Genomic DNA, 23309 nt, shown 5'->3' with positions numbered 1-23309 from the left:
CACCATTACCGGTTACAAGGAGGAAGCACATTGTATCCTGAAGTCCGCATGTATCACCCCTTCGTGGGGCCGTTCGATCCCTGTCCGCCGAAGCTTGTCAAAACGTACGTAACTCCGCCGCACCTGTTTATCCAGTTCCAGCCCATGTGCCTGCCGCAGTTTAGCCCTTATGAGGCATTGAAGCTAGGTACCCTTTGGCCGGAACTGTACAGCAGCTACGAACCCAGATGCTGATCCGGTCCGAAAGCGAAAGAGAGGGGAACGACAACCATATGCAAAAACAAATGGATGACAATTATTACCGGCTTCTGCACGACCTGCAAGCGGCCGATTTCGTACTGGTCGAATTGACTTTGTACCTGGACACCCATCCCGAAGATGCCAATGCTCTGCAGCAGTTCAACGAATTTTCCCAAAAACGGAAGCAAATCGCGCTGGAATACGAGCGTTTGTACGGACCGCTTCTGCAATACGGGCAAAATGCGCTGCCGCAGCAGACTTGGGAGTGGGCCGAAGCTCCCTGGCCTTGGCAGGTGTAACGTGTGTAGAGGGAACTGTATGAACGGCCTGGCCGGAAGATCAAGCACGGATATGCTTAAGGAGACGGGGGATTCCAATGTGGATTTACGAGAAAAAACTGCAGTATCCGGTTCGTGTAAGCAAATGCGATCCGCACATGGCCAAACTTCTGATCGAGCAGTACGGGGGTGCGGACGGGGAACTTGCCGCCGCGCTGCGTTACTTGAACCAGCGTTACACCATTCCGGACAAAGTGATCGGGGTGTTGAATGACATCGGGACAGAAGAATTCGCTCACCTCGAGATGATTGCCACGATGATCTACAAGCTTACGAAAGACGCTACCCCCGACCAACTGAAAGCCGCGGGTCTGGGCGAATATTACGTCAATCACGATTCGGCTTTGTATTACCAAAATGCGGCCGGCGTACCGTGGACGGCAGCTTACATTCAAGCCAAGGGCGATCCCATCGCCGACCTTTACGAAGATATCGCAGCGGAAGAAAAGGCCCGCGCCACGTATCAGTGGCTCATCGATCTGACGGACGACGTCGATCTTCAGGATGGCCTGAAATTTCTGCGTGAACGGGAAATCGTCCACTCGATGCGATTCCGCGAAGCGGTGGAAATACTTAAAGACGAAAGGGCTGCCCAGAAAATTTTCTAGCGGCCTGGACAAAAAGACGGGGAAACCCGTCTTTTTTCGGATAATTTTAAAGCCGGGGAAAGACCGATAGTCAATGGATATGGAAAAATTGAATAAGATTGCTAATTTTTCCGGAACGTTTCCCCTTCTGAAGGTGTCTTACTTATATACAAGTTATAGCTAAACAGTCTGTTTAAAGCGTCGGCGTCTAGTAAGAATTTTTATTAAAAAGCTGGAAATAGGCAAGAATTATGTCGTACTTACGAAAAATCTTAAAAAAATCGTCTATTTCAAGCAAATAAATACCACATTTTACCTATAAGTATGATAAACTGGAATAAGTTGCTTAAGAATTAGGAATAGAACCTAGATTTTGGAATCGAAAGGAGGCTGCTATTCATGGGGATTACATTAAGCCTGCTGATCGGCATGTTAGTTCTTTTAGCGGCATCATTAGGTCTGCGCAAACCGAAGGAATTTGACCGGTCCGATAACGTGCCGTTTCGTCCTTTCGATGATATTTACGAGGGAAAGAAACGTCCGACTGTAGAATCGGTACGAAGCCAGGCAGCCGTAAAAATCGAAGAAAAGCCGAGAGAAAGCAAACGAATCGCCAAATAAAGGTTTCCTCCTATGGGATGAATTACCTGGCCGCAAGGTGAATAAATGATGGTTTTTCTGAGAAATAGATGAGAATTACATAAGCGTGCGCTGAGCATAACGTTAATTTTCTCCCTTTGATTTTTTCGGTTTAAAGGGCGGAACAGGCTTCAAATAGGCTTGAAGAATCAGCTTTTTGCAGCAGGTTATCCGGCGGATTAAAAAAATGAAAAGGTCGGTTTTTACCAATTTGTGTGTGTTTGTTTCTAAAGATGTATGTGATAGCTTGTGTAAAGAGCCGAAACTTCAATCGTTTCCCGGATTTTCCAGGGGAGGATGAGGTGCGGGGGATGATTTACTTCGGAACCGTATCGCATGACTGCGGCGTCCGATAGGGGTGAATCGCTGGCAACAGCGTGGGCGACTTCTCAGTCCAAACCCGACAGCTAACCTCGTAGGCAATACCGAGAAGGAGCGTACATCAACTATGGCTTTAAAGCATCATTGGAAAAAAACTTGCGCTACTCTGCTACTAGGTGCAGTGGTGGCGGCATCTTCCGCATTCCAGTCGCAGGCGGCTGAAACGGAAGCGGCTAAAAACGACGGTCTGATGTTTTGGAAACTGGCCAAATCTTATCAGGAGATCGCCGCCGGCATTGCCGATACGGTAGGACAAGCAGCCGATTCGGAACTTGCCCAATCCTTCCTGACACCGGAAAATCAAACTCTGGTATTATCCGAGCCAAATTCCATGTGGAACTTCGCTTCCCAAATGAATATGGACGTTCTTGACCTCTTATCGTTAAATCCCGATGCGGATCCGCTTAGCCTGCCGGCAGGCAGCGAGCTGAAAATTGCGGGGGAAGCGGCTCCTGAGCAGCTTAAAGCTTTAAAAGCGACGTTAAAAGTTCCGGCGCAGGCACCGGCTTCGCCAAGCCAAGCGGATTCCATAAAACCTTCGGGGGCTCTTCAGAAGAGCAGCAAGCCGCAGGCTTCCGAGCCGAAGAAAAGCGCGGAGAATAAGGCCGTTAAGAAACCGGCTGCCAAAGCCGCATCGGCTTCCGCAAAATCCGGGCAGACGCTGACAACCGCGGCGGGCAAACAGGTTCAATACAAAAAAGCGCTTTCTATCAAGGCATCCGCTTATTCCGCGGACCCAAGCGAGAACGGCGGATATGCCGGAATCGATTACTACGGCAACAAACTGACCGTTGGCACCATCGCGGTCGATCCGAAAGTTATTCCGCTTGGCTCCACCGTATATGTAACGGGTTATGCTTTCCCGGGCCTCCCGGCCAAGGGAATGATCGCCAAAGCGACGGACATCGGCGGCGCGATCAAAGGCAATCGGATCGATATCTTCGTTCCGGGCTCCAAGGAGAAAGTAAATAACTTTGGCTATCAAAGTGTGAAAGTGTACATTCTTAAATAATAGGAGCCGAAAAGAAGGCGGGAGCGAATGCTCCCGTCTTTTGTGCGTTACAGACCCTTGGAAATTCCCATCAGCTCCGGCACCGTGACCAGCTTGTATCCGCTCGATTTCAAGGAACGGATCAAATCGGGAAGAGCAGTGACTGTACCGCTGAGATCGTGCTTGTCGTTACCTCCCGCGCTGTGCTGCAGTATGACTGAACCGGCCCGGGCTTTGGTCACAATGTTGCGGTATACCTGCTTGCCCGATAATCCTTTCCAATCCAGAGAATCCACATCCCAGTTCATGACCATCAGGCGATGGTCGGACATCCAGCGTACCTGCTCTTCATTGATGGCTCCGTAAGGAGGCCGCACAAGTCTGGGCGTATATCCGGTCAACTGTTTGATGACGTCCTGGGTACGCATAATTTGCGAAGAAAATTCCGAGGCGGTCAGTTTGGGCATAAAAGGATGGGTGTACGAGTGGTTGCCTACGACGTGACCCTCCCGCACCATCCGGTCGATAATCTCGGGATGTGCCTTAGCGCGGCTCCCGATCACGAAAAAGGTCGCTTTCACCCGATGCTTTTTCAAAATATCGAGCACTTGCGGGGTATATTTGTGATCGGGCCCGTCATCAAACGTGAGCGCGATTTTTTTTCCTTGGGAGGTTCCTCTCATCCGGAAAACCGCAGGGTACTTGTGATGAATCTCGGCTAAGCTCAGCTTGCGCTGCTCCGTTTTCTGAAGGGCGTTCGCTTCCTGATGATGCTTCTGAACGGGAACGTCTTTCTTTTTCGGTTCCGGTTTAGGAGCGGCTGCTTGTTTAGGTTTTACGGGTACGGAAGGCGAAGGGACCGGAGTAGCCGGTGATGCCGAAGGAGTCGCGGCGTTTTTCTTCTGGATCGCCGGATCTTTCGTAGGCTGGAATATTGCCGGACCTGGTACGGATGACGGACCTGGAACTTCGCTTAGAGAGTGCGGGATAAAACGGTTTTCGTCCAGCCGGGAAGAAGTCGAGCCCTCGTTCGGCAGTTTTGCCGGAGAACATGCGGAGACGAAGGCCAGCAAGATGGCGGCTGAGGCAGTCAGGGCTGCACGTTTCATGGGGCACCCTCCTCTAAAGGCGTTTTCACTAGTTTTGTTTAGAGGGAGGAAATTTATCCGGGATTTGTTACAAAATAGACACAACAAAAAGGGTTGTCCGATTATGTAAATTATGTTAACCTTTTTAGGAGTGTCTTTGACACAATTTATACAAAAGCCGAATCCGGTGAACCAAAGCACCTGTACGGGGGACTTATTTCTGGGGTGAATGCCTGTCATTTTGCAAGCTAGGGAACCTCTTTCCCGAACCCGTCAACTAACCTCGGAGGCCCAAGGAGGAAAAAAGTTTTGAAGATTTGGGTACAAAGCGTTGTAGTTTCATGTGCCGTACTGACGGCCGGTCTATTCGCGGCTTCGGATGCTCATGCCAATGCCGCTCGTTCCGCTAAAGTACAGGTCAACGACCAACTGGTGAATACCGAAGGTACTGCACCTTTTATCGATTCCAGCAATAACTTGATGATTCCGCTACGTCCTGTTGCAGAAAAATTGGGTGGTCAAATCGGATGGGAACGTGCAGGGGCACAAATGAGTATCTCGGTGACCGGGAACGGGCACAAGATTACGTTTACTACGGGGGAGAATCAGGCTCTCGTGGACGGCAAGAAGATCGACTTGCCAAGCAAAGCGCAGTTTTTGAACAATACGGTCTATGTTCCGATGAGATTTCTGGCCGATTCACTAGCTATCCGTGTACAATGGGATAATGCGAATACGATTGCCATTTTCGATGCCGATGGACAGTATCATTCTCCGGCTTGGTATGCAACCGTGCCTCAGAAATCGCAGCAAGAAAATACGATTGTAGCAATAGCCAACAAATACAAAGGCGTTCGTTACGTGTATGGCGGGTCTTCGCCATCTGGATTTGACTGCTCCGGGTTTGTGCAATATGTGTACGATAAGAACGGGGTAGACTTGCCTAGATCTTCTGCAAGTATGTATGCAAGTGCCGGGGTTAAAGTATCCAATCCGCAGCCGGGCGATCTTGTATTCTTCGCAAGCAATTCCAAAATGCAGCATGTGGGTATTTACGTAGGGGCTGACAAATTCATTTCCGCGACAGATGATGGAGTGAAAGTGGACAGCTTGGGCAGCGCTTACTGGGGCTCTCGTTATGTTGGAGCCAAACGCGTCATGTAATCATACAAATGTACATTTTTATGCCGTCCGGGTGCCACCGGGCGGTTTTTTATATTATTTGTAAGCACTAGCCAAGCGTCGTTCCTTTCTACTGCCGGATTCATAGAATGGTAGAGAAAGGAGGGATATAGATGAACCAAACGATTTTCGGTAGTTTAGCGGCTTTCGGCGCCTCTCTCGTTACGTATGCGTTTGGTGGGTGGTCTGAATTGCTGGGTTTCTTCCTCGTGGCGATCGCAATCGACTATGTAACAGGAGTTGCGGCCTCTTTGAAAGAAAAGTCAGGGTTGAACAGCAATATCGGATTCTGGGGCCTCGCCAAGAAAGGGCTTATGCTGCTCATCATTTTGTTGGGTCACCGGATGGACATGCTCATCGGCGGCAATGTCGTGATGAATGCCACTATTTATTTCTATCTGGTCAATGAGTTGATTTCCATTACGGAAAATTATGGCCGGCTAGGTCTTCCTCTTCCCGATAAAGTCAAGGAAGTCATCGCCCAACTGAAAAATTCGAAGCAAGGTAAGAATTAATACCCGCTCCAAGCTGCTGTGAAACTCTTCCATTAGAAAAAGTTTCCGTTTTTTAATAAAATTTATGATTGGACAAGGCTCCCGCTCAGGCGGGATTTTTTTATGACTTGGTCCTAATTCCTATTGTATGCGTTCATGAAGAAAGAAGGGTAACAAATTGATGACAAAATGAAATATTTGTAACTTAAACGAAATATATAGTGACTTGAAATAAGTAAGTTGAAGGTATATGATAGAGAGTAGAATAGACAAAAAATAAGATTAGAGCCTCGGCCTCTAGCGAAATCTTATTTCGCAATCAAGAATCCTATTAGAAAAATCCCGATGGCTCGGAAATTCATAAACGCTGGGCAAATTTATTATATGGAAAGGTGTGTTGACAATGCTACAGGTCTATCCCGCTTCATCCCGGTATCGGACGGATCACGGCTGGCTGGTCAGCCATTTCAGCTTTTCGTTCGCGGATTATTACGACCCGGACAATACCCGTTTCGGTCCCATGAGAGTGCTGAATGACGACACGGTGCAGGGCGGCAGGGGATTCGGGGCCCATCCCCACCGTGAGATGGAAATCGTGACTATCGTTCTGGAAGGACGGCTTCAGCATGAAGACAGCTCCGGCCACCGGGCGGTCACGACCTACGGAGGCGTTCAGCGGATGACCGCGGGCACGGGCATTATTCATTCGGAAATGAATCCGGGCCAAGACGACGTCACGCTTTTGCAGATGTGGTTTGATCCGGAAGAACGTGGTCTTGAACCTTCCTATGAAACGACTGAGTTCCAGGTAGAAGCGCTGAAAAACAATCTGCTGCCGGTGGTGTCCAAATCGAAGGCCGGTCCCGGGGTCGCCGGCATTCATCAGGACATGAGCATCTACTTATCCGAATTGGACGGAGGAAAATCGCTCACCTTCGAACAACCGGAAGGAAGACGGATTTTCTTCATGGTCCTGGACGGTGAAGCCGCGCTTAACAGCAGGACGATTTTGGGTAAAAGAGATTCAGCACGGATCACGGAAACACCGTCGCTCACGATCAGCAGCGCGGCAGGCGCACGCTTTATGCTGATTGATCTGCCTTGATACGCAGCAAAGAGGGGGAATACCTATGAGTGAAGCGCACCGTTTATACGTTAAGCATGCAGTAGGCAGCCGGATGCTGCTGGATACGAAAGAACTCAACGGATTTCTGCATCTGTCCGACGTTCCGGGAGGCTGGCGCTTTGAAATAAGCGGAGTCGATCTGGACGCGGCACGTGAAATCGCGGATTTCAAGGAAGAGCTTAACCTCTTTTACCTGGAGGAAGGTGGAGAGGAAGAGCGCCAAAAGTGGTGGTATTACGGTCAAAAAACTCCGGAGATCGACTATGAGGCCAATGGCCGAGTCCTCCATATTACCGTGGATACGCGAAAGGCTTACAGCAACCGGCACGTCTGAGGACGTCCGGTTTTTTTTCTGCGGATTTTTCAGGGTTGGCAAAAGAAGGGTGATTGCATTTTTGCTTTCCGGGAATTATAATAAGAACAAATGTTCTTATTTTTTGTTAGGAAATGCGCGATAACTCAGAAGGAGGCCGGCCGTTTATGTCCACGTTGGAGCGATACCTGGGAAGGAAAGTAGAGATTATCTATATGGACCGGAAGGGGGCGATCAGCCAGCGCGACATCCGGCCGCTAGCGGTAACCGGCGACAAAGTTAAAGCTTATTGTTACGCGCAGCAGGCGCTTCGTTATTTCAGCAGCGCCCATATCCTGGCCTGGGTTCCGCAATCCGAGGAAGAAGCTTCGGGCAAACCGGAATATTACCCCCGCAGAAAAAAAACGCCGGGAAATCCTTTACTTTATGGTTGACATCGCCATACAGACGGTTTAACATTTAAATCAAAGTGAACACGATTTCACTTTTTTGTTTAATTAATTAGTTTTTCCGCTGGAACAATTAATTCTCAGGAGGACTTACTCATGAAAGTATCTGTAGGCGGATTTTCTTTTAACCAAGCTTTTCTGAACGGAACGATGGATGTATTCGGCTATCTGGAAACTGTCCGGTACCGCTACGGGCTCACCACCGTCGATTTGTGGAACGGACAATTTGCGGACCGCGCCCATCCGCTGCTTAAGCTGCCGGACCGGGATTATTTGAAGAAAATCCGTCAGGCGATGGATGAGAAAGAAATGACGCTCGTGAACATTGCCATTGACGGAGCTCATCTGTGGGACCCCGATGCGGATAAAAGGGAAGCGCTTCACAAAAATGCGCTGGAATACCTGGACGCCTCCATTTTGCTGGGCGCGAAAACAGTCCGCATCGATACGGGCGGCCGCGGACAATCCACTTTCTCGGACGAGGAACTGGACTATGTGGCGGGCCGCTACCGCGAATATTGTCAAATCGCGCAGGAGAACGGATTTACGATAGGTCCCGAGAATCATATGGGCCCGTCTCTCGTGCCGGGTGAAATGAAACGCCTTGCCGAAGCCGTGAATCATCCTTCCTACGGATTTCTGCTTCATATGCACCGCTGGGATCAAGACCGGGAGCAGGGGGACGCTATCGTGGCCCCGTGGACCGTACACACGCATTTCGACCCTCAGACGGCCGAGGCGGACGATGCGGTTGAAACTATCCGTATGCTGAAAAAGAGCGGCTACGACGGCTACTGGGGCGTTGAGCATCATGCTCACAAACAGCCCTACCTGGAAGTGGAATGGCTGCTGACCACGGTCAAGCATCTTCTGCTCATGAGCGAAGACGACAACAACGGGGAGGAACAAGCTTAACATGAACCCAATTCGGATCGGCATCATCGGAGTCGGACAAATCGGCAAAATTCATCTCGATCAATATAAATTAATTCCGGACGCGGAAATCGTGGCCGTCTGTGACGTGAATGAGTCGGAAGCGCGCCGTGTGGCGGAACTGTATGGAATTCCGGAAGTATACACGGATTATAACGAGCTGTTAAAACGCGACGACCTGGATGCGGTGGACGTCTGCCTGCATAACAACTTCCATGCCCCCATTTCGATTGCCGCCATGAAGGCAGGCAAGCACGTTTACTGCGAGAAACCGATCGCGGGCACCTATGCGGACGGCAAAGCGATGGTAGACGCTTCCCGCGAATTCGGCAGGCTGCTGCACGTCCAGCTCGGCACCCTTTACCGCAAGGAGACGAAAGCGGCCAAAGCGCTGATCGAAGGCGGCGAGCTCGGCCATGTGTTCCACGCGCGCTCTACGGGCTACCGCAGACGGAACCGCCCTTTTGTGGACGGCTACGGCACCCCGGCTTTCACGCGCAAAGAGACGGCAGCGGGCGGAGCGCTTTTCGATATGGGCGTGTACCATATCTCGCAGATGCTGTACCTGCTCGATTTGCCCAAAGTTGAGCGGATCTCAGGGAAGCTCTACCAGGAGACGGATATGGACCCCGCACGCCGTGAATCCAGCGGTTTCGATGTGGAGGAGCTGGCGATCGGGCTGGTGCGCTTCGAGAAAGGCATCACGATGGACATCATCGAATCTTGGGCCGTTCACATGAATCCATTCGAAGGAAGCTCCGTTCTTGGGTCCAAAGGCGGATTGCGCCTGCCGGTCAACGGGCCGGACGGCAATAAACTTACGCATTATTCGACAAGATGCGACATGGACATGGACACGACGATCGATCTGGACGCGGCCGATTTGCGCTGGCACCGACTGCGTGCCGACGAAGATGCCTACGACTCTTCCCAGCATCACTGGATCGCCGCTCTTCAGGGTAGAGTGAAGCTTCTGCCGACGGCGGAGATCGCTCTGCAGACCATGCTGATCAGCGAAGGCATGTACCTCTCTGACGCCCAAGGCCGCGAGGTTTCCGCGGATGAAGTGGAGAACGGGCTTAAAGCTTAAGAGAAGCACAGGACAGCAGGCTGCCGGCTGAGCATACAAAGAAGCGCGGCGGCGGGAGATCCGACGGCTGCCGCTATCCCGCACGCGGGGTTCGACCGACCGCCGCGCAATGCCCCAACGCGCGCATTGGAGCCGAAGCGCGCGCGTGCGGGATACGGCGTTACGGAAGGAACCGCTTTTCCTGTGTATCGCCGTTTCTTCCGCTTGGCGGAAGCCTGCCTGTTCACCTGCAACCGAATCGCAAAGGAGTTTGCTCATCATGACAACCGGAGCCGCCGAACGGCGCTCATTTACGATGTTTAAGCTGTATATTCTTTTTTTGTACGGCGCTTTTTCGCTTCTGTTCACCTACGTGCCGCTTCTGTTCCTGGAACACGGTTTAACCCGGTTTCAGATCGGCATGCTGATGGCCGGGGGCCCTTTCGTCTCCATTCTGGCGAACCCGTTCTGGGGCTATTGGAGCGACCGGATGCAAAATGTGCGGCGTACGCTTATTATTTTGGTTATTTGCAACCTCATTGTCGTTCAGCCCGTTTTCCACCTGCATTCGTTCTCCTGGCTTTACTTGGTCCTGCTTCTGTACTTTTTCTTTCAAAGTCCTACCTTTTCCCAGAGCAATAGTCTCATACTAAGCACAATTGAAAATACTCCTTACAAGTTCGGCACGTTCCGTCTTTGGGGCTCGCTCGGCTGGGCCATTGCCGCCGTTGCGGCGGGACCTGTACTGACTGCGGTTGGCATAGAACAGCTTTGGTGGCTGTACAGCGGTGTTCTGATGATCTCGCTTTTGTTCGTTTTCAGCATTCCGCAGCCGAAACCCGCTGCTGCGGGCGATGTGCTGCCGGGAGGCGGATTCAAGCGGCTTCTGAGCAACCGTCCTTTTGTGATGCTGCTTTTGCTGGGTGTCCTGATTTCGGTACCAAACTCGATTAACTCGACCTTCGTATCCATTTACTTGACGGATATGGGAGGATCGGCGACATGGATCGGCTGGGCCGCTTTTCTTTCTTCCGTTTTCGAAGCGCCCGTATTTCTCCTGCTGGACCGCTATCTGAAGCGGGACTCCAGAACGATGTTTGTCTGCCTGGCCTTGGTCAGTCTGCTTTTCAGTATCCGCTGGCTGCTTATGATGCTGGTGGATAGCCCCATGCAGCTGATTTTTATTCAACTTTTGCACTGCATTACGTATGGAGGCTACTATTATATCGGAACGAATCTGACGGGTCATCTGATTCCGGCCCGGATGCGGGCGTCCGGCCAAGCGGCCTTTGCGCTTACGTGGGGCGGGGTTTCCGGTATTTTCGCGGGATTTGCGGGAGGCTGGATGTACGATACGCTCGGAGCCGCTAAGATGTACGGTATCGGAGCGGGTGTATCCTTGATCGGAATGGTCGGATTTCTGCTGATCTGGCGCGGAATGCGGCATTCGGCTGCCGGTCGGGGAACGGATGCGGCCGCAGGCGTTTGAAAAATCCGGAAACATTTTGACAGGGGTGGACCAGACAGGGATTCGTACGGAAAACGGGAAGGTTCCTTCATTGCGGGAAAACGGATGCCCGTGGCACAATGATAATGGATGAAATAAGGCTTGCAGGGAGTAGAAGATTATGAATCAAATTGGAAATCAACAAATGCTGCGGGAGATTAACAAGTCTCTGCTGCTGAACAATATTTATGAGCAGGGTCCGATCTCGAGAGTGGATTTGGCTCGGAAAACAAGATTAAGCCCGACGACGGTTTCCGTTCTTATGGAAGAAGCGATCCGCGAAGGGCTGGTGCGCGAAACAGGTACGGCCGGCTCGGGTGTCGGCAGGCGCATGACGCTTCTCGATATCAACGCGGCAGGCGGCTGCGTGCTAGGCATAGACCTGTCCAACGCCCCGGCCCGCTGCGTTCTGCTGGACCTGCGGGGCAATTTGCTCGCATCGCAGCCTCTGCAGCCGGCGCTGCCCCTATTCGGGCCGGAAGCGATGCGCAGCGAGCTTCCTCAGCTCATCCGCGCCTTCCTGGAGGAGCAGGATACGCCGCTTTCCACCATCCGTTGGATGGGCGTATCGATTCCGGGACGGATTGACGAGAAGCGCGAGAACGTCGTAAACTCGACTGTTCTGGGCTTGGAAAACTTCCCGCTGAGAACGCAGCTTTACGAGGAGTTCAGCATCCCGATGCATCTGGTGAACGATCTGGATGCCGCGGGTTTTGCGGAGCGTTTTAACGGAACGGCCAAAGGTCTCCAGACGATCGTCTACATCCTCATCGATTACGGAATCGGTGCGGGCCTTGTGCTGAACAATCAGATCTACCGCGGCCGTCATGATCGTGCGGGACGTATCCGCGAGTTCAGCCGGTTCAGTACGGCGAATCTGTCCAAGCGTCTGCTGGAGACGTTCCCGGACACCTTCGGCGATGTGAAAGACGAAGAGCCGCTCGTCGTCCGCCGTTTCGTGGACCTAGGGATGCAGGGGGTAGAGCCCTTCGCTGGAGAGCTGGAGGAGATCATCGAGACGATCGCCACCTACTGCGGGCACGTCCTGCAGCTGCTCAGCCCCGAGCAGCTCATTCTGGGCGGCTGGATAGGCGAGAGCGAGCCGTTCTTCGTACGGCTTGCGGAGCGCATCCAAAGCCGCGAGCAGGCGATCGTGCCGACGCCGGTCCACTCGCCCCGGTGGAAGGAGTACGGCGCCTCGATCGGCGCCGCTACGATCGGCCTCCACCGGATGTTCAAGTCGCGGACCATGAGCTGACCGCGATGCGCATCAAAAAACCTCCTGCAGAATGAACACTCATTCTGCAGGAGGTTTTTGTGCTTGAGGGCGGAAGGCTGCTCAAGCTTCCGTCACGAGGGAGAGCTCGCGTCCGAGCACCCAGGCGCGTTCGAGATCCAGCGACGGGCTGACGAGCAGGAAGTCCGCCTGCTTGCCGCGTGCGATGGACCCCATGCGGTCCGCAACGCCCATCTGGCGGGCAGGGTTGCCGCTGGCGTATTCGCTGGCCTGCTGCACGCTGACGCCGATTTTGTTGACCATGAATTTGAAGGCGTCGATCATGTTTAGCGTGCTTCCGGCGAGGCTGCCGCCTTCTTTCAGGCGGCAGATGCCGTCTTTCATGATCACGTCGAGTCCGCCGAGTTTATAGTTGCCGTCTTCCAGACCCGCGGCGGAAATCGCATCGGTAATCATAATGAGGTTATGCTGCTTCTTCGTCTGCGTCAGCAGTTGAACGCCGGCCGGATGCACATGCACGCCGTCGGCGATGATTTCGGCATGAATCCGCGGATCGGTAAGTACGGCGCCGACCGTGCCGGGATTCCGGTGATGCAGGGGAGTCATGGCGTTGAATGTATGCACGGCATGGCTCAAACCGTGTTCAACCGCGCGTTCGATCGTATCGTAGTCGGCATCCGTATGGCCTGCGGCCGCGACGATTCCGTGATCGCTCAGCCACTGGATCACGTCCATGGCTCCTTCCCGTTCCGGCGCGAGCGTCATCATTTTGACCAGGCCGGGGAAGCGGGCATGCCAATCTTCAAGCCATTCGGATGTAGGCAGGGAGATGAATTCCGGGTTCTGGGCACCGCTCCATTTCGGAGAAATGAACGGGCCTTCCAGATGCACCCCGATCAATTGGGCATACGGCATACCGCCGCGGATATAAGCGTCTGTGGCCGTGATAACGGCATCCAGCGCTTCACGGGACGCCGTGACGGACGTAGCCAGCATGGCTGTCGTGCCTTTGGTGCTGTGGAAACGCGTGATCGTCTCCAGAGACTCGGCGGAAGCATCCATGAAATCGGCTCCGAAGCCGCCGTGAACATGAACGTCGATAAACCCCGGCAGCAGCCAGCTTCCTTGCGCGTCTACGGCATCCGTTAAATCAAGCTCCGCGAGTTCATTCGCCTTATAGATGCGCTCGATTCGTCCGTTCACGGCGAGCAGTGCGCCGTTTTCCACGATTGCATTTTCCGTCACGATTCGGGCGTTTACGATTAAAATGCGCTCCTGAGCAGAAGTGGACGTACTCATACAAAATTCCTCCCTGCTTCGGAATCAAGCAGAACGATCAGATGCGGGTGTGTCTGCAGCAGGCTTGCCGGACACTGGGTGGTAATCGGGCCGGTCAGGGCACGGTGCACGATATCCGCTTTGTCGGCGCCGCGGACAACGAGAAGAATCGTTCTGGCTTTAAGAATCGTTCCTACGCCCATTGTGAGAGCGTGTGTCGGAACCTCATTAATGGAAGGGAAGAAGCGTGCGTTGGCTTCGCGTGTTTTGTGATCGAGTTCGACCAGGTGAGTGCCGCCATGAAGCTCGTCCGCCGGCTCATTGAAGCCGATGTGACCGTTGTGGCCGAGACCGAGAATCTGCAGGTCCACTTGTTTAACCTCATCGAGCTCGCGATTATAGCGCGCGCATTCTTCCTGAAGGTCGGAGGCGTTGCCGTCCGGAATGCGGGTGCGCTCCGGCTGTACATCGATATGGCGGAACAGATGCTCGTTCATGTACGTACGGTAGCTTTCGGCATGTCCGTCGGGAAGGCCCACATACTCGTCCAGATTGTACGTGCGCACGTTTTTATAGCTCACACGTCCCTTGTTGTAAGCTTTTACGATTTCTTCGTAAATACCGATCGGCGTACTTCCCGTAGCCAGACCGAGAACCGCATCGGGCTTCGTCTGTACTAGAGCGGTAATAATCCCCGCGCCCGCCTCGTTTAATTCCTGCTGATTGTCAAACTTGTGAATAATCATCGTTTATTCTCTCCCTTTGCTTCGGTATTTGCGGACCATCTGATAGGTCCGTTCCAAACGGGTGACATGCTCGTCGAACCGGTCGCTGACCAGGCTCGTAAACAAAATATCTATCACATGAAGCTGTGCGATCCGGGACGCCATATCCCCGCGGCGCATGCCTTCCTCCAGCGTAGAGGCGAACAGCTTGATGTCCGAAAGATCCGCCAGGGGGTTGGAGCCGTATTTGGTCAGGCTGATCGCCGTGGCCCCCCGCTCCTTGGCGCAAAGCAGCGCCTGAATCGTTTCAGGCGTATCGCCGGAGTAGGAAACCGCGAAGGCGACGTCACCCGGCTGCAGGTTGGAAGCGGACGTAATCTGCATATGAGGATCCGACCATGCGGTCGCATATTTCCCGATCCGTACCAGCTTCTGGTGAAAGTCGAGCGCTACGACGCCCGAAGTGGCGACGCCGTAAAGGTCGATCTGCCTGGCGCTCTGAAGCGCATCGACCGCTGCCTGAACCTGCTTGAGATCCAGCAGACGGGTGGTATCCGCAATAGAGCGCATATGATTGGCTTCCATGGCCGACACGATTTTCTCCAGCGGATTACCGGCGACGATGTCCTGATAAGACTGGCCGGCAGGCTGCGTGGCGAGCTCCGCGCCGAGCTGGAACTTGAAATCGGTGTATCCCTGGAAATGAAACGTCTTGCAAAAGCGGGAAATCGTAGCGGGACTCGTCTTCGACTGTTCCGCCAATTCCGTAATTCCCATACGCACCACTTGACTGGAATGCTCAAGAATATAAATGGCGAGAACCTGTTCCTGGCGGTTAAGCCCGTGTTTCCGTTCTTCAATAGCCCGAAGAATGCTGGACATAGGAATCCATACCTTTTTGAAAAAAATTTTAGCGAAATAGTAGTTTATCAAGAAAAACATTTTCATATTCATTCTAAAATATTTTACCCTCAACATCAATAGGAAGTCCTGGTGAAAAGCGGGCGGGGGCGGAAAAATTTTCCGCGGACCGAGTTGACAAGCCCGGTACGGTTTGCCATGCTTAAAAGAAAACCATTAGGATGTGGAGTCCAGCTATGAATCAGTCCCCTACACCACAAGCGATGCTTTTTGATTTGGATGGAACGCTCTTCAAAACCGAAACGCTTCTTCTGCCGGCCTATCATACCGCTTTCGACGCTCTTCGCCGCGAAGGAGTTTATGAAGGGCCGACGCCGTCTGACGAACGTATTCTCGGAGGACTCGGCATGCTTCTCGAAGAAATCTGGGAGCGGGTTCTGCCCGATGTCCCGGCCGCGGTCCGCAGCCGCGCGGACGAGCTTCTGCTCGCCGAACAAATGGACAGGCTTCTTCGGGGAGAAGGCATGCTGTACGATGGCGTGGAGGAAACGCTGCAGGCGCTTCATGCACGCGGCATCCGGCTTTTCGTGGCGAGCAACGGCCTGGAGGACTATGTCCGGGGAGTGATCCGGATGAAAGGGCTGGCGCCTCTCTTTACCGGGTTGTACAGTGCGGGCGAGTACGCAACGAAGTCCAAAGTGGATCTTGTCAAACTGCTCCTGGAGCAGCACGGTTTACAAAGCGCCTGGATGGTAGGGGACCGCTCTTCCGATGTGGAAGCGGGGCACCGGAACGGGCTTAAGGTGATCGGCTGCGATTATGCGGGGTTCCGTTCCGAGCGCGAACTCGACGAAGCCGATGTCCGGATTACGGCATTTCCGGAGCTGCTCGGCCTTCTTCCTCAAGAGGAGAACTGAGCGGCGCGCCGTCTCTTAAAACCAGTTGAATAAAGGTAATCCCCGGCGGGACAAGTTTTTATCCACCCGCCGGGGATTTTTGTTTCTAGGCGGAATTTAGTCGGTATATATAGGGTAGACTTCCGGCAGCCCGGTATTTTTTTTACGTAAAATTGACCGGACACAGCATGGCCGTTGACGTTTCTCGGTTATGCTGGTACGGCGGAAGCGCAGCGGCGCTTTGTACGGAATTTCTTATTAATCCTTAAGAAATGAAACCTTTTGAATCCAATCCGCGTTAAAGGGGCAGGAAGAATAAGGTAGAACGAAGGAGGAAGAAGAGCGTGGATGCATCCCGGTTGTGGAAAAAAATGCTGATTGTGTTCGTTCTGGCTTTGGCGCTCGGCCTGAGGCTATTCTACGTACTGGGAGAACAATACGAGCCTGTGGAACACGATCAAAAGAACTATACGACGATGGCCATACAAATGCTTGAAAAAGGGGTCTACGGTTATAACGAGGCGAAGTCCAACACGTTAGTGACTCCCGGATTTCCAGTGTTTCTGGCTGCGATTCTGGCCGTATTCGGATACGCGGATATAGAACGCACGTTTATGGTGGTGCGTGTCTTGCAGGTGTTTATCTCGCTCGGTGCCATCTGGTATATCTACAAGATCGGGCAGCGGCTTTTCAACCGGACGACCGGTCTGGTCGCGGCGTTTTTCGCTTCCGTTTACGGAACCTTCATTGTCGTGAATTCGTTGATCCTGACGGAGGTTATATTCTTGACGTCGTTTCTGGCGCTCATTTATTATCAGGTCAAAATTGTACAGGAAAACCGTATCAGGGATCATCTCATTGCCGGACTCCTCCTTGCCCTGGTTGTCCTGATCCGCCCGAATACGCTGGTGGTGGCGCCGGTTCCTTATATTTTCCTGTGGTTTCAGCACAAGAAGCCTTATTTTAAAGAAATCGGCTTCGGGGTCCTCGCTTTTGCGCTGGGGATGCTTCCTTGGTGGATACGCAATGCGATCACCTTTCACGAATTTATTTTCATTTCCAAAGGAGGAGCGGGGAATCCGCTGCTAGGCGGAACCGATCCTTATTACCGGGGAACACTGGACTGGAGCAAGATCGACTTCAGCAATCAGCAGGGAGAGGCGATTAAACGTATAAAAGAAGGTCTGCAGACCGATCCGGCCCTCTGGATCCGCTGGTTTACGGTGGGCAAAATGAAAGAAATGTTTCTGAACAAGCTGTACATAGGGGATTACGGCTCCTCGGTGCCTGCCTGGTATGCGCCCTGGATTCCAAGGTTCCACAAGTTTCTGGTATACGCGGGAATGGGAGGCTCCCTGATCGCCTTCTTTATCCATAAAAGCTACCGGTATCTGATTACCGTCTTTCTTATTCTGCTGGGGACGCAGCTTATGTTTATCCCGGAAGCACGTTACACGATCGGCATGATGCCCTTTCTTATGCTGATTATTTCCGCGGTGCTCGTTCAGGCGGTTTCCTATGCGGCAGGACGGGTCCGCGCCCGTAACAAAACGGATAGCGGGGTCCAAACGGATGTCCGTATGGAAGCTAACGGAAATAAAGCGGTCTAAGACGTTGATGCCGGATGGACCATACTCCGTCAAGCGAGAAAGGTGAAGGCCGGAACTGCGGACGGTACTGCCGAGATTCCGCGGGTTCGTACCCTCGGCCTGTAAAGAAAATGAAAAAGCACCCCCGAATGGAGTGCTTTTTCATTCCCTGGGAGGGCGGCAGTTTTACGCTCTCCGGGTTGATTGATTTCGACCAGGGGACGATCAGGCGGTCCCGGGGTCGTCTTCCTTGGCGGCGGCGATAGCGCCGGCTGCGGATGCAGGCTCCAGCTCGGCGGTCAGGGGCACGGGCTTCGCTGCCGGCTTCGCGCTTCTCGTCGTCAGGCCTTTGATAAGATCCTCGACGTCGATTCCGGAGACGTTCTTGAGCATCTCGGGCGCGGTGGCCATCAGCGAGGTGACGTAGTTGCTGATGCGCGCGGCGCCTTCGCCGTGGCCCGTATCGACAACGGTCAGCTTGTCGATGCCTTTGATCGGTTCGGCAACCTTGCCGGCCAGCTCCGGAAGCATCTTGACGATGATGTCCAGCACGGCCGCTTCGCCGAACTTCTCGAACGCTTCGGCGAGCCGCTGCTTCGCCTCGGCCTCGGCCAGACCGCGAAGCCGGATGACGTCGGCTTCGGCCGTACCGCGGGCCCGGTCGGCGTCGGCAATGGCCAGACCGTCAAGCCGCTTCTGCTCGGCCATCGCCTTGGCCTCCGCTTCGATGCGGAACTGAAGCGCTTCCGCTTCGAGCATTTTGCGCGACTTCTCTGCTTCGGCTGCTTGAACGACCGAATACCGGTCCGCGTCGGCTTTCTTCTTCACCTCGGCGTCGTACTGCTTCTCGCGGCGCAAAATCTCTTTGGATTCGAGGTCGATTTCGCGCTCTTTCCGCACGAGTTCCACGCGCATCTGCTCCTCGACTACGCTTTGCTTCGAGCGTGCTTCCTGGATGTGATAGGCCTGGTCGGCTTCGGCCTTGGCCATATCCTGGTCTTTCTTGAAGGCAGCGATCTTCAATTCCTTCTCCTTGCCGGCCTCGGCGATGTTCGTATCCCGCAGAAGCTCGGCTTTCTGCCCTTCTTCCTCGGCTTTCGCCTTCTGGATACGGGAGTCCCGTATAGCTTCGGCTTCGGCGATGTCCGCATCGCGTTTCACGGCCGCGATTCTCGGTTTGCCGAGCGCATCGAGGTAGCCATGCTTGTCGCGGACGTCCTTGATCGTGAAGGAAACGATCTGCAGGCCCATTTTTTTGAGGTCCCGCGCCGCAACGCCTTGAACTTCCTGGGCAAACCGGTCCCGGTTGCGGTATACTTCCTCGACGGTCATGGAGCCGAGAATGGCCCGCAGGTGTCCTTCGAGAACTTCCTGGGCTTCGCTCTTCAGCGCTTCGGTCGGTTTGCCGAGAAACTGCTCGGCCGCCGTCGCCACATCTTCGACGGAGCCGCCGATTTTAATGATGGCGACGGCATCCGTCATAACCGGCACTCCCTGCTCGGTATACACTTCCGGCGTCATGACGTCCAGCTTGTGGGAGAGCAGGGAAAGGAACCGGGACTGCTGGAAGATCGGCAGAATAAACGCACCGCCGCCGCGTACGATTTTCATTTTGCGTCCGGAATCGTCGATGCTGACGTTCTTGCTTCCGAGAAAAGAGCCTGTAACGATCATCGCCTCATCGGGGCTGACCGTTTTGTAGCGGGCCCAGAAGGCAATACCGAGAATGAGAATGACGCCGACTACGATACCGGGAATGAGAAATACATCTGGGTTCATCATGGGCAAAACTCCTTTGGTTGGTTAGTTAAGAGGATCGGAATCCAGCGGGGAGACGAGCAGCACGCTGTTCTTTACCTCCACGACGACGACACGGAGGTGGCTTGGAATGCTCCGTCCGTCGAAGCTTTCCGCGATCTGGTTGGTCACTCCGCCGCCGGTCCGCACCAGGACCTCGCCGAAACCCGACGCGGGTACGGGCACGGTGACTTCACCGATTTTGCCGACCAGCTCCTGCAGCGAGAAAGCGACCGAATTTTCGCTGTTCTCCATCGGTTTGACGTAGACGAGGTACACCATAACGGATAAAACGGCGGCGATCAGCAGAGAGAGCCCTCCGCTCTGCCAGGAAGTCAGTTCCGTGTACCGGGAGAGCAGAATGCCGGCCCCGCCGAAGGTTGTGATTCCCCCGACGAGAACAGCCGGTTGCAGAAATGGCAGGTGATGTCCGGAGGCGGAGTCCAGCATACCCGTGAGATGGCCGAGAACTTCGCCGAAAATGAGGGTAGCCAAGGCAAAAAGAATACCGGCTGTAAAAAGGCCCCAATACCAGGTTTCCATGTGGTCCCTCCCTTATCAAATACTGGATATTGGTTATGGGATTCTATACGGGCGAGGCGGAAAAGGGTTTCGGTCAGAAATTAACGGGATTAATGATTCAGGGGTTGTCCTTTCCAGCGGGAGGGATATCCTTTATACTGAATAAAGCTGATTTGAAACAAAATGATCGGGTATTCCTAAACTATAGAGATTTCAATTTAACCATATGCATAAAATGAGTTGGCAACTGGACATGGTGAATGAAAAGCAATGAAGGAGGAAGTAAGAGGTTATGTCCAGACAAAGTGATGTACTCATTATTATTCCGGCTTATAATGAAGAAGACGCCATCGAACAGACCGTCGATCATTTGCGGGAACACGTTGAGTACGATTATCTGATCGTGGATGACGGCTCCAAAGACCGCACGGCGGCGATTATCCGGGAACGGGGCTACAACGGGGTACATCTGCCCGTCAATCTCGGCATTGGCGGAGCCATGCAGACCGGCTACCGCTATGCCGCGAGACACGGCTATAAATATGCGATCCAGCTCGATGCCGACGGGCAGCATGACTCCCGGGACATAGATAAGCTGGTACGGGAGATTCGCGAATCCGGCGCCGATATGGTGATCGGTTCCCGTTTTGTCGAGAAGAGTTCTTACAAAAGCAGCCTGCCCCGACGGATAGGCATCTACTATTTCTACATGCTGATCCGTCTTCTTACGGGGAACCGGATCTTCGACCCGACGTCGGGATACCGGATCGTCAACAGCAAGATCATCCAAGAATTCTCCGCTTATTATCCGGTTGATTATCCGGAAGTGGAAATTCTCGTCTCCATGGCCCGCAGCAAATACCGGATCAAAGAAATCAGCGTGGAAATGAAAAAACGGCAGGGCGGCGTTTCGTCCATTAATCCGGTCCGTTCCGTTTATTACATGCTGAAGGTGACGATGTTTTCGATCATCCGGAGAAGCTTCTAGGGAGGGCAATTATTTTGATTCAGGCTATTACGATCGGAGTTACGGTCATTTTCTTGTTTCAGATTCTTTTCTACACCAGCAAGCACAAATTAAGAGACCGCCATGCGTTTACCTGGATTATGATCGCGCTGGCGGGACTTGTCACGGGCATTTGTATCCCGCTGCTCAACCGTTTCGCTCTCTGGATCGGCGTATCGTACATGCCGTCGCTGATCTTCCTGATCGTGATCGTGGTCACCCTGAGCCTGCTCGTCCATCAGACGATCCTGCTGTCCAAGCAGCAGGAGCAGATCAAGACACTCGCTCAAGAGCACGCTTATCTGGAGAACGAAGTGATGCTGCTTAAGGAACAAAGCCGAAACCAAGATAGTTACACAGGAGCGGGGAGGCGGGAAGCGCCATGAATCCGTTACATATCGGACTGATTTTACTGAATACGCTTATGCTGGTAAGCGGTCAATTTTTGTGGAAATTCGGGCTCTCGCGTAAAGCGGACCCTTTCGAAAGCTTGCAAAGCATCATTCAGCTTATTTTTTCCCCGTTTATTCTGGGGGGACTTTTCATTTACGGGCTTGCAACGGTTTTATGGCTGTTTATCCTGAATAAAGTGGATATCAGCATCGCCTACCCGATGCAGAGCATCGCTTATCTGATTACGGTCATCGGTGCGTATTATATTTTCAACGAACAAATGTCGGTACTTAAAATCGCCGGTTGCGCAGTAATCCTGATCGGCGTGGGAATGATCGGTTTATCGGCGCGTTATTCGTAACGCGCTTTTGATTTTTTTACGGAAAGCGGGGGGAAGGCATCATGCCGCACAGGCTTCGACCTGTACCGGTCCGGGGCTGGCTCTGGATCGTTGTGCTGCTCACGACACTGCTGAAGCTGGTAGTGGTGTTTACGTACGGTTCCTCCTACAACTTGGGGTCGGACGACCAGTCTTATCTGGAAACCGCGCGAATCTGGCTGGAAAATGGAATGTTTACCTACAATGACCCGTCGAAGCCGACGGTGTTTATTACGCCCGCTCTTCCGGCGTTTATCGCCCTGTTTATGAGCGGAATTGGAACGGGAGACGTGCTGGAGCAGACGATCCGGGTCGTTCAGGTCGTCATGGTTTCTTTCTCGATGATTTTGTTATTCAAAATCGGAACCCGGCTGTTTAACGAGAAAACCGCGCTTATCGCTGTCGTTTTGACGGCCGTTTATCCGCCGATGTGGAACATTTCGTTTTATATTTTGACGGAAGCCTTGTTTGTGCTCGCCCTGATGCTCCTGGTGCATGGCGCGTTGAGAGCGATGGATAAGCCAACCGCGGGAAATGCCGTCTGGTTCGGGCTGATGTGGGCGTTTGCCGTTTACGTAAGGCCGACGATCGCGCTTTGGCCGGGATTTTTTCTGCTGCTGCTCATTTACTGGCGGACGATCCCGTGGAAAAGACTGGCGGCTTGCCTGACAGTTTCCGCTATGGTATTTGTCCTCTGCCTCATGCCGTGGTGGGTCCGCAATTACGAGGTGTCGGGCGGGCAGTTTATTCCGCTGACGAAATCCAGCGGCAATCCGCTTCTCCTCGGCACGTTTCCTTACGGGCCTCCACCCTTAGCCGAACAGCGGACGTGGCATTCCTCGGACGATCTGTGGGCCAATGACGCGTTTGACACGCAGTGGGCCAAGGAGCGGATCCGGACGGGCTTTGCGGAGCAGCCACTTTACTATCTCCAGTGGTATACGATCGGAAAGTTTGCGACGTTCTGGGGGGACGTGTACTATTGGAATGCTGTAAACTGGGCAAGCCTCATTCTGCCGGTGCTGATTCACTATACGATCCTCGGGTTCGGTATCCGGGGAATCTGGCTGGCGAGAGAGAAGCGGCTGACCTACCTTTTGACGGTGCTGTTCGCCTACATGTCTCTGCTTCATATGATTTATTTGGCTCATTCGCGGTATTCGGCTCCGCTGATGCCGTTTATGGCTCTTTTTGCCGGGTATGCGATTCTCCAGGCGTGGGACCGCAGGGGAAGAACAGAAGTGGCAGACGGCCGCAAACAACAAAAACCATCCCTTCCGTAAAGTGGG

General features: G+C 53.2%; 26 protein-coding genes and 2 riboswitches. Of the genes, 20 read left to right on the top strand and 6 right to left on the bottom strand.

What is annotated here, in order from left to right; all coding sequences use genetic code 11:
• Positions 1-48: 48 nt before the first annotated feature.
• The 5 genes from AC58P5_RS12145 (at position 49) to AC58P5_RS12125 (ending at position 3197) form a co-directional block, all read left to right on the top strand.
• On the top strand, positions 49-234 hold the full coding sequence (locus AC58P5_RS12145; RefSeq protein WP_497387565.1) for a spore coat associated protein CotJA: 186 nt from the start codon (positions 49-51) through the stop codon (positions 232-234).
• 38 nt (positions 235-272) lie between these two features.
• The gene (locus AC58P5_RS12140; protein ID WP_497386739.1) at positions 273-539 is read left to right on the top strand and encodes a spore coat protein CotJB; all 267 of its coding nucleotides are present in this window, start codon (positions 273-275) and stop codon (positions 537-539) included.
• A gap of 77 nt (positions 540-616) precedes the next feature.
• Complete coding sequence (locus tag AC58P5_RS12135) at positions 617-1186, top strand: manganese catalase family protein (RefSeq protein WP_497386737.1); 570 nt, start codon at positions 617-619, stop codon at positions 1184-1186.
• 378 nt (positions 1187-1564) lie between these two features.
• Positions 1565-1786 (top strand): hypothetical protein, encoded by a 222-nt coding sequence (locus tag AC58P5_RS12130; protein ID WP_497386735.1) that lies wholly within the window; start codon positions 1565-1567, stop codon positions 1784-1786.
• Positions 1787-2051: 265 nt separating this feature from the next.
• Positions 2052-2241: riboswitch (cyclic di-AMP (ydaO/yuaA leader) on the top strand.
• Between the two features lie 11 nt (positions 2242-2252).
• On the top strand, positions 2253-3197 hold the full coding sequence (locus tag AC58P5_RS12125) for a 3D domain-containing protein (protein ID WP_497386733.1): 945 nt from the start codon (positions 2253-2255) through the stop codon (positions 3195-3197).
• A gap of 47 nt (positions 3198-3244) precedes the next feature.
• On the opposite strand, the gene AC58P5_RS12120 is transcribed toward AC58P5_RS12125, so the two are convergent.
• Positions 3245-4285 carry a polysaccharide deacetylase family protein gene (locus tag AC58P5_RS12120; protein WP_497386731.1) on the bottom strand — a complete coding sequence of 347 codons (1041 nt, stop codon included), beginning with the start codon at positions 4283-4285 and terminating at the stop codon, positions 3245-3247.
• A gap of 145 nt (positions 4286-4430) precedes the next feature.
• Positions 4431-4570: riboswitch (cyclic di-AMP (ydaO/yuaA leader) on the top strand.
• A 3-nt stretch (positions 4571-4573) separates the two neighbouring features.
• Here AC58P5_RS12120 and AC58P5_RS12115 point away from each other — a divergent pair.
• The 9 genes from AC58P5_RS12115 (at position 4574) to AC58P5_RS12075 (ending at position 12595) form a co-directional block, all read left to right on the top strand.
• Positions 4574-5428 carry a C40 family peptidase gene (locus tag AC58P5_RS12115; RefSeq protein WP_497386729.1) on the top strand — a complete coding sequence of 285 codons (855 nt, stop codon included), beginning with the start codon at positions 4574-4576 and terminating at the stop codon, positions 5426-5428.
• Between the two features lie 131 nt (positions 5429-5559).
• A complete protein-coding gene (locus tag AC58P5_RS12110) occupies positions 5560-5961 on the top strand; it encodes a phage holin family protein (protein WP_497386727.1) in 402 nt (133 codons plus the stop codon).
• Positions 5962-6343: 382 nt separating this feature from the next.
• Positions 6344-7045, top strand: a complete 702-nt coding sequence (locus AC58P5_RS12105; protein ID WP_497386725.1) for a pirin family protein — start codon at positions 6344-6346, stop codon at positions 7043-7045.
• A 25-nt stretch (positions 7046-7070) separates the two neighbouring features.
• Positions 7071-7400 carry a hypothetical protein gene (locus tag AC58P5_RS12100; protein ID WP_497386723.1) on the top strand — a complete coding sequence of 110 codons (330 nt, stop codon included), beginning with the start codon at positions 7071-7073 and terminating at the stop codon, positions 7398-7400.
• Between the two features lie 146 nt (positions 7401-7546).
• Complete coding sequence (locus AC58P5_RS12095; RefSeq protein WP_497386721.1) at positions 7547-7813, top strand: hypothetical protein; 267 nt, start codon at positions 7547-7549, stop codon at positions 7811-7813.
• Between the two features lie 111 nt (positions 7814-7924).
• The gene (locus AC58P5_RS12090; protein WP_497386719.1) at positions 7925-8743 is read left to right on the top strand and encodes a sugar phosphate isomerase/epimerase family protein; all 819 of its coding nucleotides are present in this window, start codon (positions 7925-7927) and stop codon (positions 8741-8743) included.
• A gap of 1 nt (position 8744) precedes the next feature.
• Positions 8745-9851, top strand: coding sequence for a Gfo/Idh/MocA family protein (locus tag AC58P5_RS12085; RefSeq protein ID WP_497386717.1), 1107 nt, complete (start codon positions 8745-8747; stop codon positions 9849-9851).
• 259 nt (positions 9852-10110) lie between these two features.
• A complete protein-coding gene (locus tag AC58P5_RS12080; protein WP_497386715.1) occupies positions 10111-11319 on the top strand; it encodes an MFS transporter in 1209 nt (402 codons plus the stop codon).
• A gap of 139 nt (positions 11320-11458) precedes the next feature.
• Positions 11459-12595: an ROK family transcriptional regulator gene (locus AC58P5_RS12075; RefSeq protein WP_497386713.1), complete on the top strand. Its 1137-nt coding sequence runs from the start codon at positions 11459-11461 to the stop codon at positions 12593-12595.
• Between the two features lie 81 nt (positions 12596-12676).
• Here the strand turns inward: AC58P5_RS12075 and nagA are convergent, their stop codons facing one another.
• The 3 genes from nagA to AC58P5_RS12060 are packed head-to-tail and all read right to left on the bottom strand — an operon-like array spanning position 12677 to position 15459.
• Positions 12677-13873, bottom strand: a complete 1197-nt coding sequence (gene nagA, locus AC58P5_RS12070) for an N-acetylglucosamine-6-phosphate deacetylase (RefSeq protein WP_497386711.1) — start codon at positions 13871-13873, stop codon at positions 12677-12679.
• The gene (nagB, locus tag AC58P5_RS12065; RefSeq protein WP_497386709.1) at positions 13870-14598 is read right to left on the bottom strand and encodes a glucosamine-6-phosphate deaminase; all 729 of its coding nucleotides are present in this window, start codon (positions 14596-14598) and stop codon (positions 13870-13872) included. The genes nagA and nagB overlap by 4 nt, the downstream gene beginning before the upstream one ends.
• Before the next feature lie 3 nt (positions 14599-14601).
• Positions 14602-15459, bottom strand: coding sequence for a MurR/RpiR family transcriptional regulator (locus AC58P5_RS12060; protein WP_497386707.1), 858 nt, complete (start codon positions 15457-15459; stop codon positions 14602-14604).
• A gap of 215 nt (positions 15460-15674) precedes the next feature.
• Between AC58P5_RS12060 and AC58P5_RS12055 the strand changes: the two genes are divergently transcribed.
• Both AC58P5_RS12055 and AC58P5_RS12050 read left to right on the top strand, forming a co-directional pair.
• The gene (locus AC58P5_RS12055) at positions 15675-16355 is read left to right on the top strand and encodes an HAD family hydrolase (RefSeq protein WP_497386705.1); all 681 of its coding nucleotides are present in this window, start codon (positions 15675-15677) and stop codon (positions 16353-16355) included.
• Between the two features lie 323 nt (positions 16356-16678).
• Positions 16679-17944, top strand: coding sequence for an ArnT family glycosyltransferase (locus tag AC58P5_RS12050; protein ID WP_497386703.1), 1266 nt, complete (start codon positions 16679-16681; stop codon positions 17942-17944).
• Positions 17945-18148: 204 nt separating this feature from the next.
• Here the strand turns inward: AC58P5_RS12050 and floT are convergent, their stop codons facing one another.
• Complete coding sequence (floT, locus tag AC58P5_RS12045; RefSeq protein WP_497386701.1) at positions 18149-19705, bottom strand: flotillin lipid rafts scaffold protein FloT; 1557 nt, start codon at positions 19703-19705, stop codon at positions 18149-18151.
• A 21-nt stretch (positions 19706-19726) separates the two neighbouring features.
• Entirely contained in the window at positions 19727-20263 is a 537-nt protein-coding gene (locus AC58P5_RS12040) for an NfeD family membrane protein (RefSeq protein ID WP_497386699.1), read from the bottom strand.
• Positions 20264-20534: 271 nt separating this feature from the next.
• Between AC58P5_RS12040 and AC58P5_RS12035 the strand changes: the two genes are divergently transcribed.
• The 4 genes from AC58P5_RS12035 to AC58P5_RS12020 are packed head-to-tail and all read left to right on the top strand — an operon-like array spanning position 20535 to position 23303.
• The gene (locus AC58P5_RS12035; protein WP_497386697.1) at positions 20535-21230 is read left to right on the top strand and encodes a glycosyltransferase family 2 protein; all 696 of its coding nucleotides are present in this window, start codon (positions 20535-20537) and stop codon (positions 21228-21230) included.
• 14 nt (positions 21231-21244) lie between these two features.
• Positions 21245-21634 carry a DUF2304 domain-containing protein gene (locus tag AC58P5_RS12030; RefSeq protein ID WP_497386695.1) on the top strand — a complete coding sequence of 130 codons (390 nt, stop codon included), beginning with the start codon at positions 21245-21247 and terminating at the stop codon, positions 21632-21634.
• Positions 21631-22002 carry an EamA family transporter gene (locus tag AC58P5_RS12025; RefSeq protein WP_497386693.1) on the top strand — a complete coding sequence of 124 codons (372 nt, stop codon included), beginning with the start codon at positions 21631-21633 and terminating at the stop codon, positions 22000-22002. The genes AC58P5_RS12030 and AC58P5_RS12025 overlap by 4 nt, the downstream gene beginning before the upstream one ends.
• A gap of 41 nt (positions 22003-22043) precedes the next feature.
• Complete coding sequence (locus tag AC58P5_RS12020) at positions 22044-23303, top strand: ArnT family glycosyltransferase (protein WP_497386691.1); 1260 nt, start codon at positions 22044-22046, stop codon at positions 23301-23303.
• Positions 23304-23309: the final 6 nt, after the last annotated feature.

The organism is Paenibacillus sp. JT31N7, from assembly GCF_059692095.1.
The sequence above is the reverse complement of the archived record's forward strand: the minus strand, read 5'-3'. Positions and strand labels throughout refer to the sequence as shown.

Bases quoted from the DNA above. Each gene is read 5' to 3' on its own strand.
- AC58P5_RS12145 (WP_497387565.1), top strand. From the start codon at position 49: ATGTATCACCCCTTCGTGGGGCCGTTCGATCCCTGTCCGCCGAAGCTT.
- AC58P5_RS12140 (WP_497386739.1), top strand. From the start codon at position 273: ATGCAAAAACAAATGGATGACAATTATTACCGGCTTCTGCACGACCTG.
- AC58P5_RS12135 (WP_497386737.1), top strand. From the start codon at position 617: ATGTGGATTTACGAGAAAAAACTGCAGTATCCGGTTCGTGTAAGCAAA.
- AC58P5_RS12130 (WP_497386735.1), top strand. From the start codon at position 1,565: ATGGGGATTACATTAAGCCTGCTGATCGGCATGTTAGTTCTTTTAGCG.
- AC58P5_RS12125 (WP_497386733.1), top strand. From the start codon at position 2,253: ATGGCTTTAAAGCATCATTGGAAAAAAACTTGCGCTACTCTGCTACTA.
- AC58P5_RS12120 (WP_497386731.1), bottom strand. From the start codon at position 4,285: ATGAAACGTGCAGCCCTGACTGCCTCAGCCGCCATCTTGCTGGCCTTC.
- AC58P5_RS12110 (WP_497386727.1), top strand. From the start codon at position 5,560: ATGAACCAAACGATTTTCGGTAGTTTAGCGGCTTTCGGCGCCTCTCTC.
- AC58P5_RS12105 (WP_497386725.1), top strand. From the start codon at position 6,344: ATGCTACAGGTCTATCCCGCTTCATCCCGGTATCGGACGGATCACGGC.
- AC58P5_RS12100 (WP_497386723.1), top strand. From the start codon at position 7,071: ATGAGTGAAGCGCACCGTTTATACGTTAAGCATGCAGTAGGCAGCCGG.
- AC58P5_RS12095 (WP_497386721.1), top strand. From the start codon at position 7,547: ATGTCCACGTTGGAGCGATACCTGGGAAGGAAAGTAGAGATTATCTAT.
- AC58P5_RS12090 (WP_497386719.1), top strand. From the start codon at position 7,925: ATGAAAGTATCTGTAGGCGGATTTTCTTTTAACCAAGCTTTTCTGAAC.
- AC58P5_RS12085 (WP_497386717.1), top strand. From the start codon at position 8,745: ATGAACCCAATTCGGATCGGCATCATCGGAGTCGGACAAATCGGCAAA.
- AC58P5_RS12080 (WP_497386715.1), top strand. From the start codon at position 10,111: ATGACAACCGGAGCCGCCGAACGGCGCTCATTTACGATGTTTAAGCTG.
- AC58P5_RS12075 (WP_497386713.1), top strand. From the start codon at position 11,459: ATGAATCAAATTGGAAATCAACAAATGCTGCGGGAGATTAACAAGTCT.
- nagA (WP_497386711.1), bottom strand. From the start codon at position 13,873: ATGAGTACGTCCACTTCTGCTCAGGAGCGCATTTTAATCGTAAACGCC.
- nagB (WP_497386709.1), bottom strand. From the start codon at position 14,598: ATGATTATTCACAAGTTTGACAATCAGCAGGAATTAAACGAGGCGGGC.
- AC58P5_RS12060 (WP_497386707.1), bottom strand. From the start codon at position 15,459: ATGTCCAGCATTCTTCGGGCTATTGAAGAACGGAAACACGGGCTTAAC.
- AC58P5_RS12055 (WP_497386705.1), top strand. From the start codon at position 15,675: ATGAATCAGTCCCCTACACCACAAGCGATGCTTTTTGATTTGGATGGA.
- floT (WP_497386701.1), bottom strand. From the start codon at position 19,705: ATGATGAACCCAGATGTATTTCTCATTCCCGGTATCGTAGTCGGCGTC.
- AC58P5_RS12040 (WP_497386699.1), bottom strand. From the start codon at position 20,263: ATGGAAACCTGGTATTGGGGCCTTTTTACAGCCGGTATTCTTTTTGCC.
- AC58P5_RS12035 (WP_497386697.1), top strand. From the start codon at position 20,535: ATGTCCAGACAAAGTGATGTACTCATTATTATTCCGGCTTATAATGAA.
- AC58P5_RS12025 (WP_497386693.1), top strand. From the start codon at position 21,631: ATGAATCCGTTACATATCGGACTGATTTTACTGAATACGCTTATGCTG.
- AC58P5_RS12020 (WP_497386691.1), top strand. From the start codon at position 22,044: ATGCCGCACAGGCTTCGACCTGTACCGGTCCGGGGCTGGCTCTGGATC.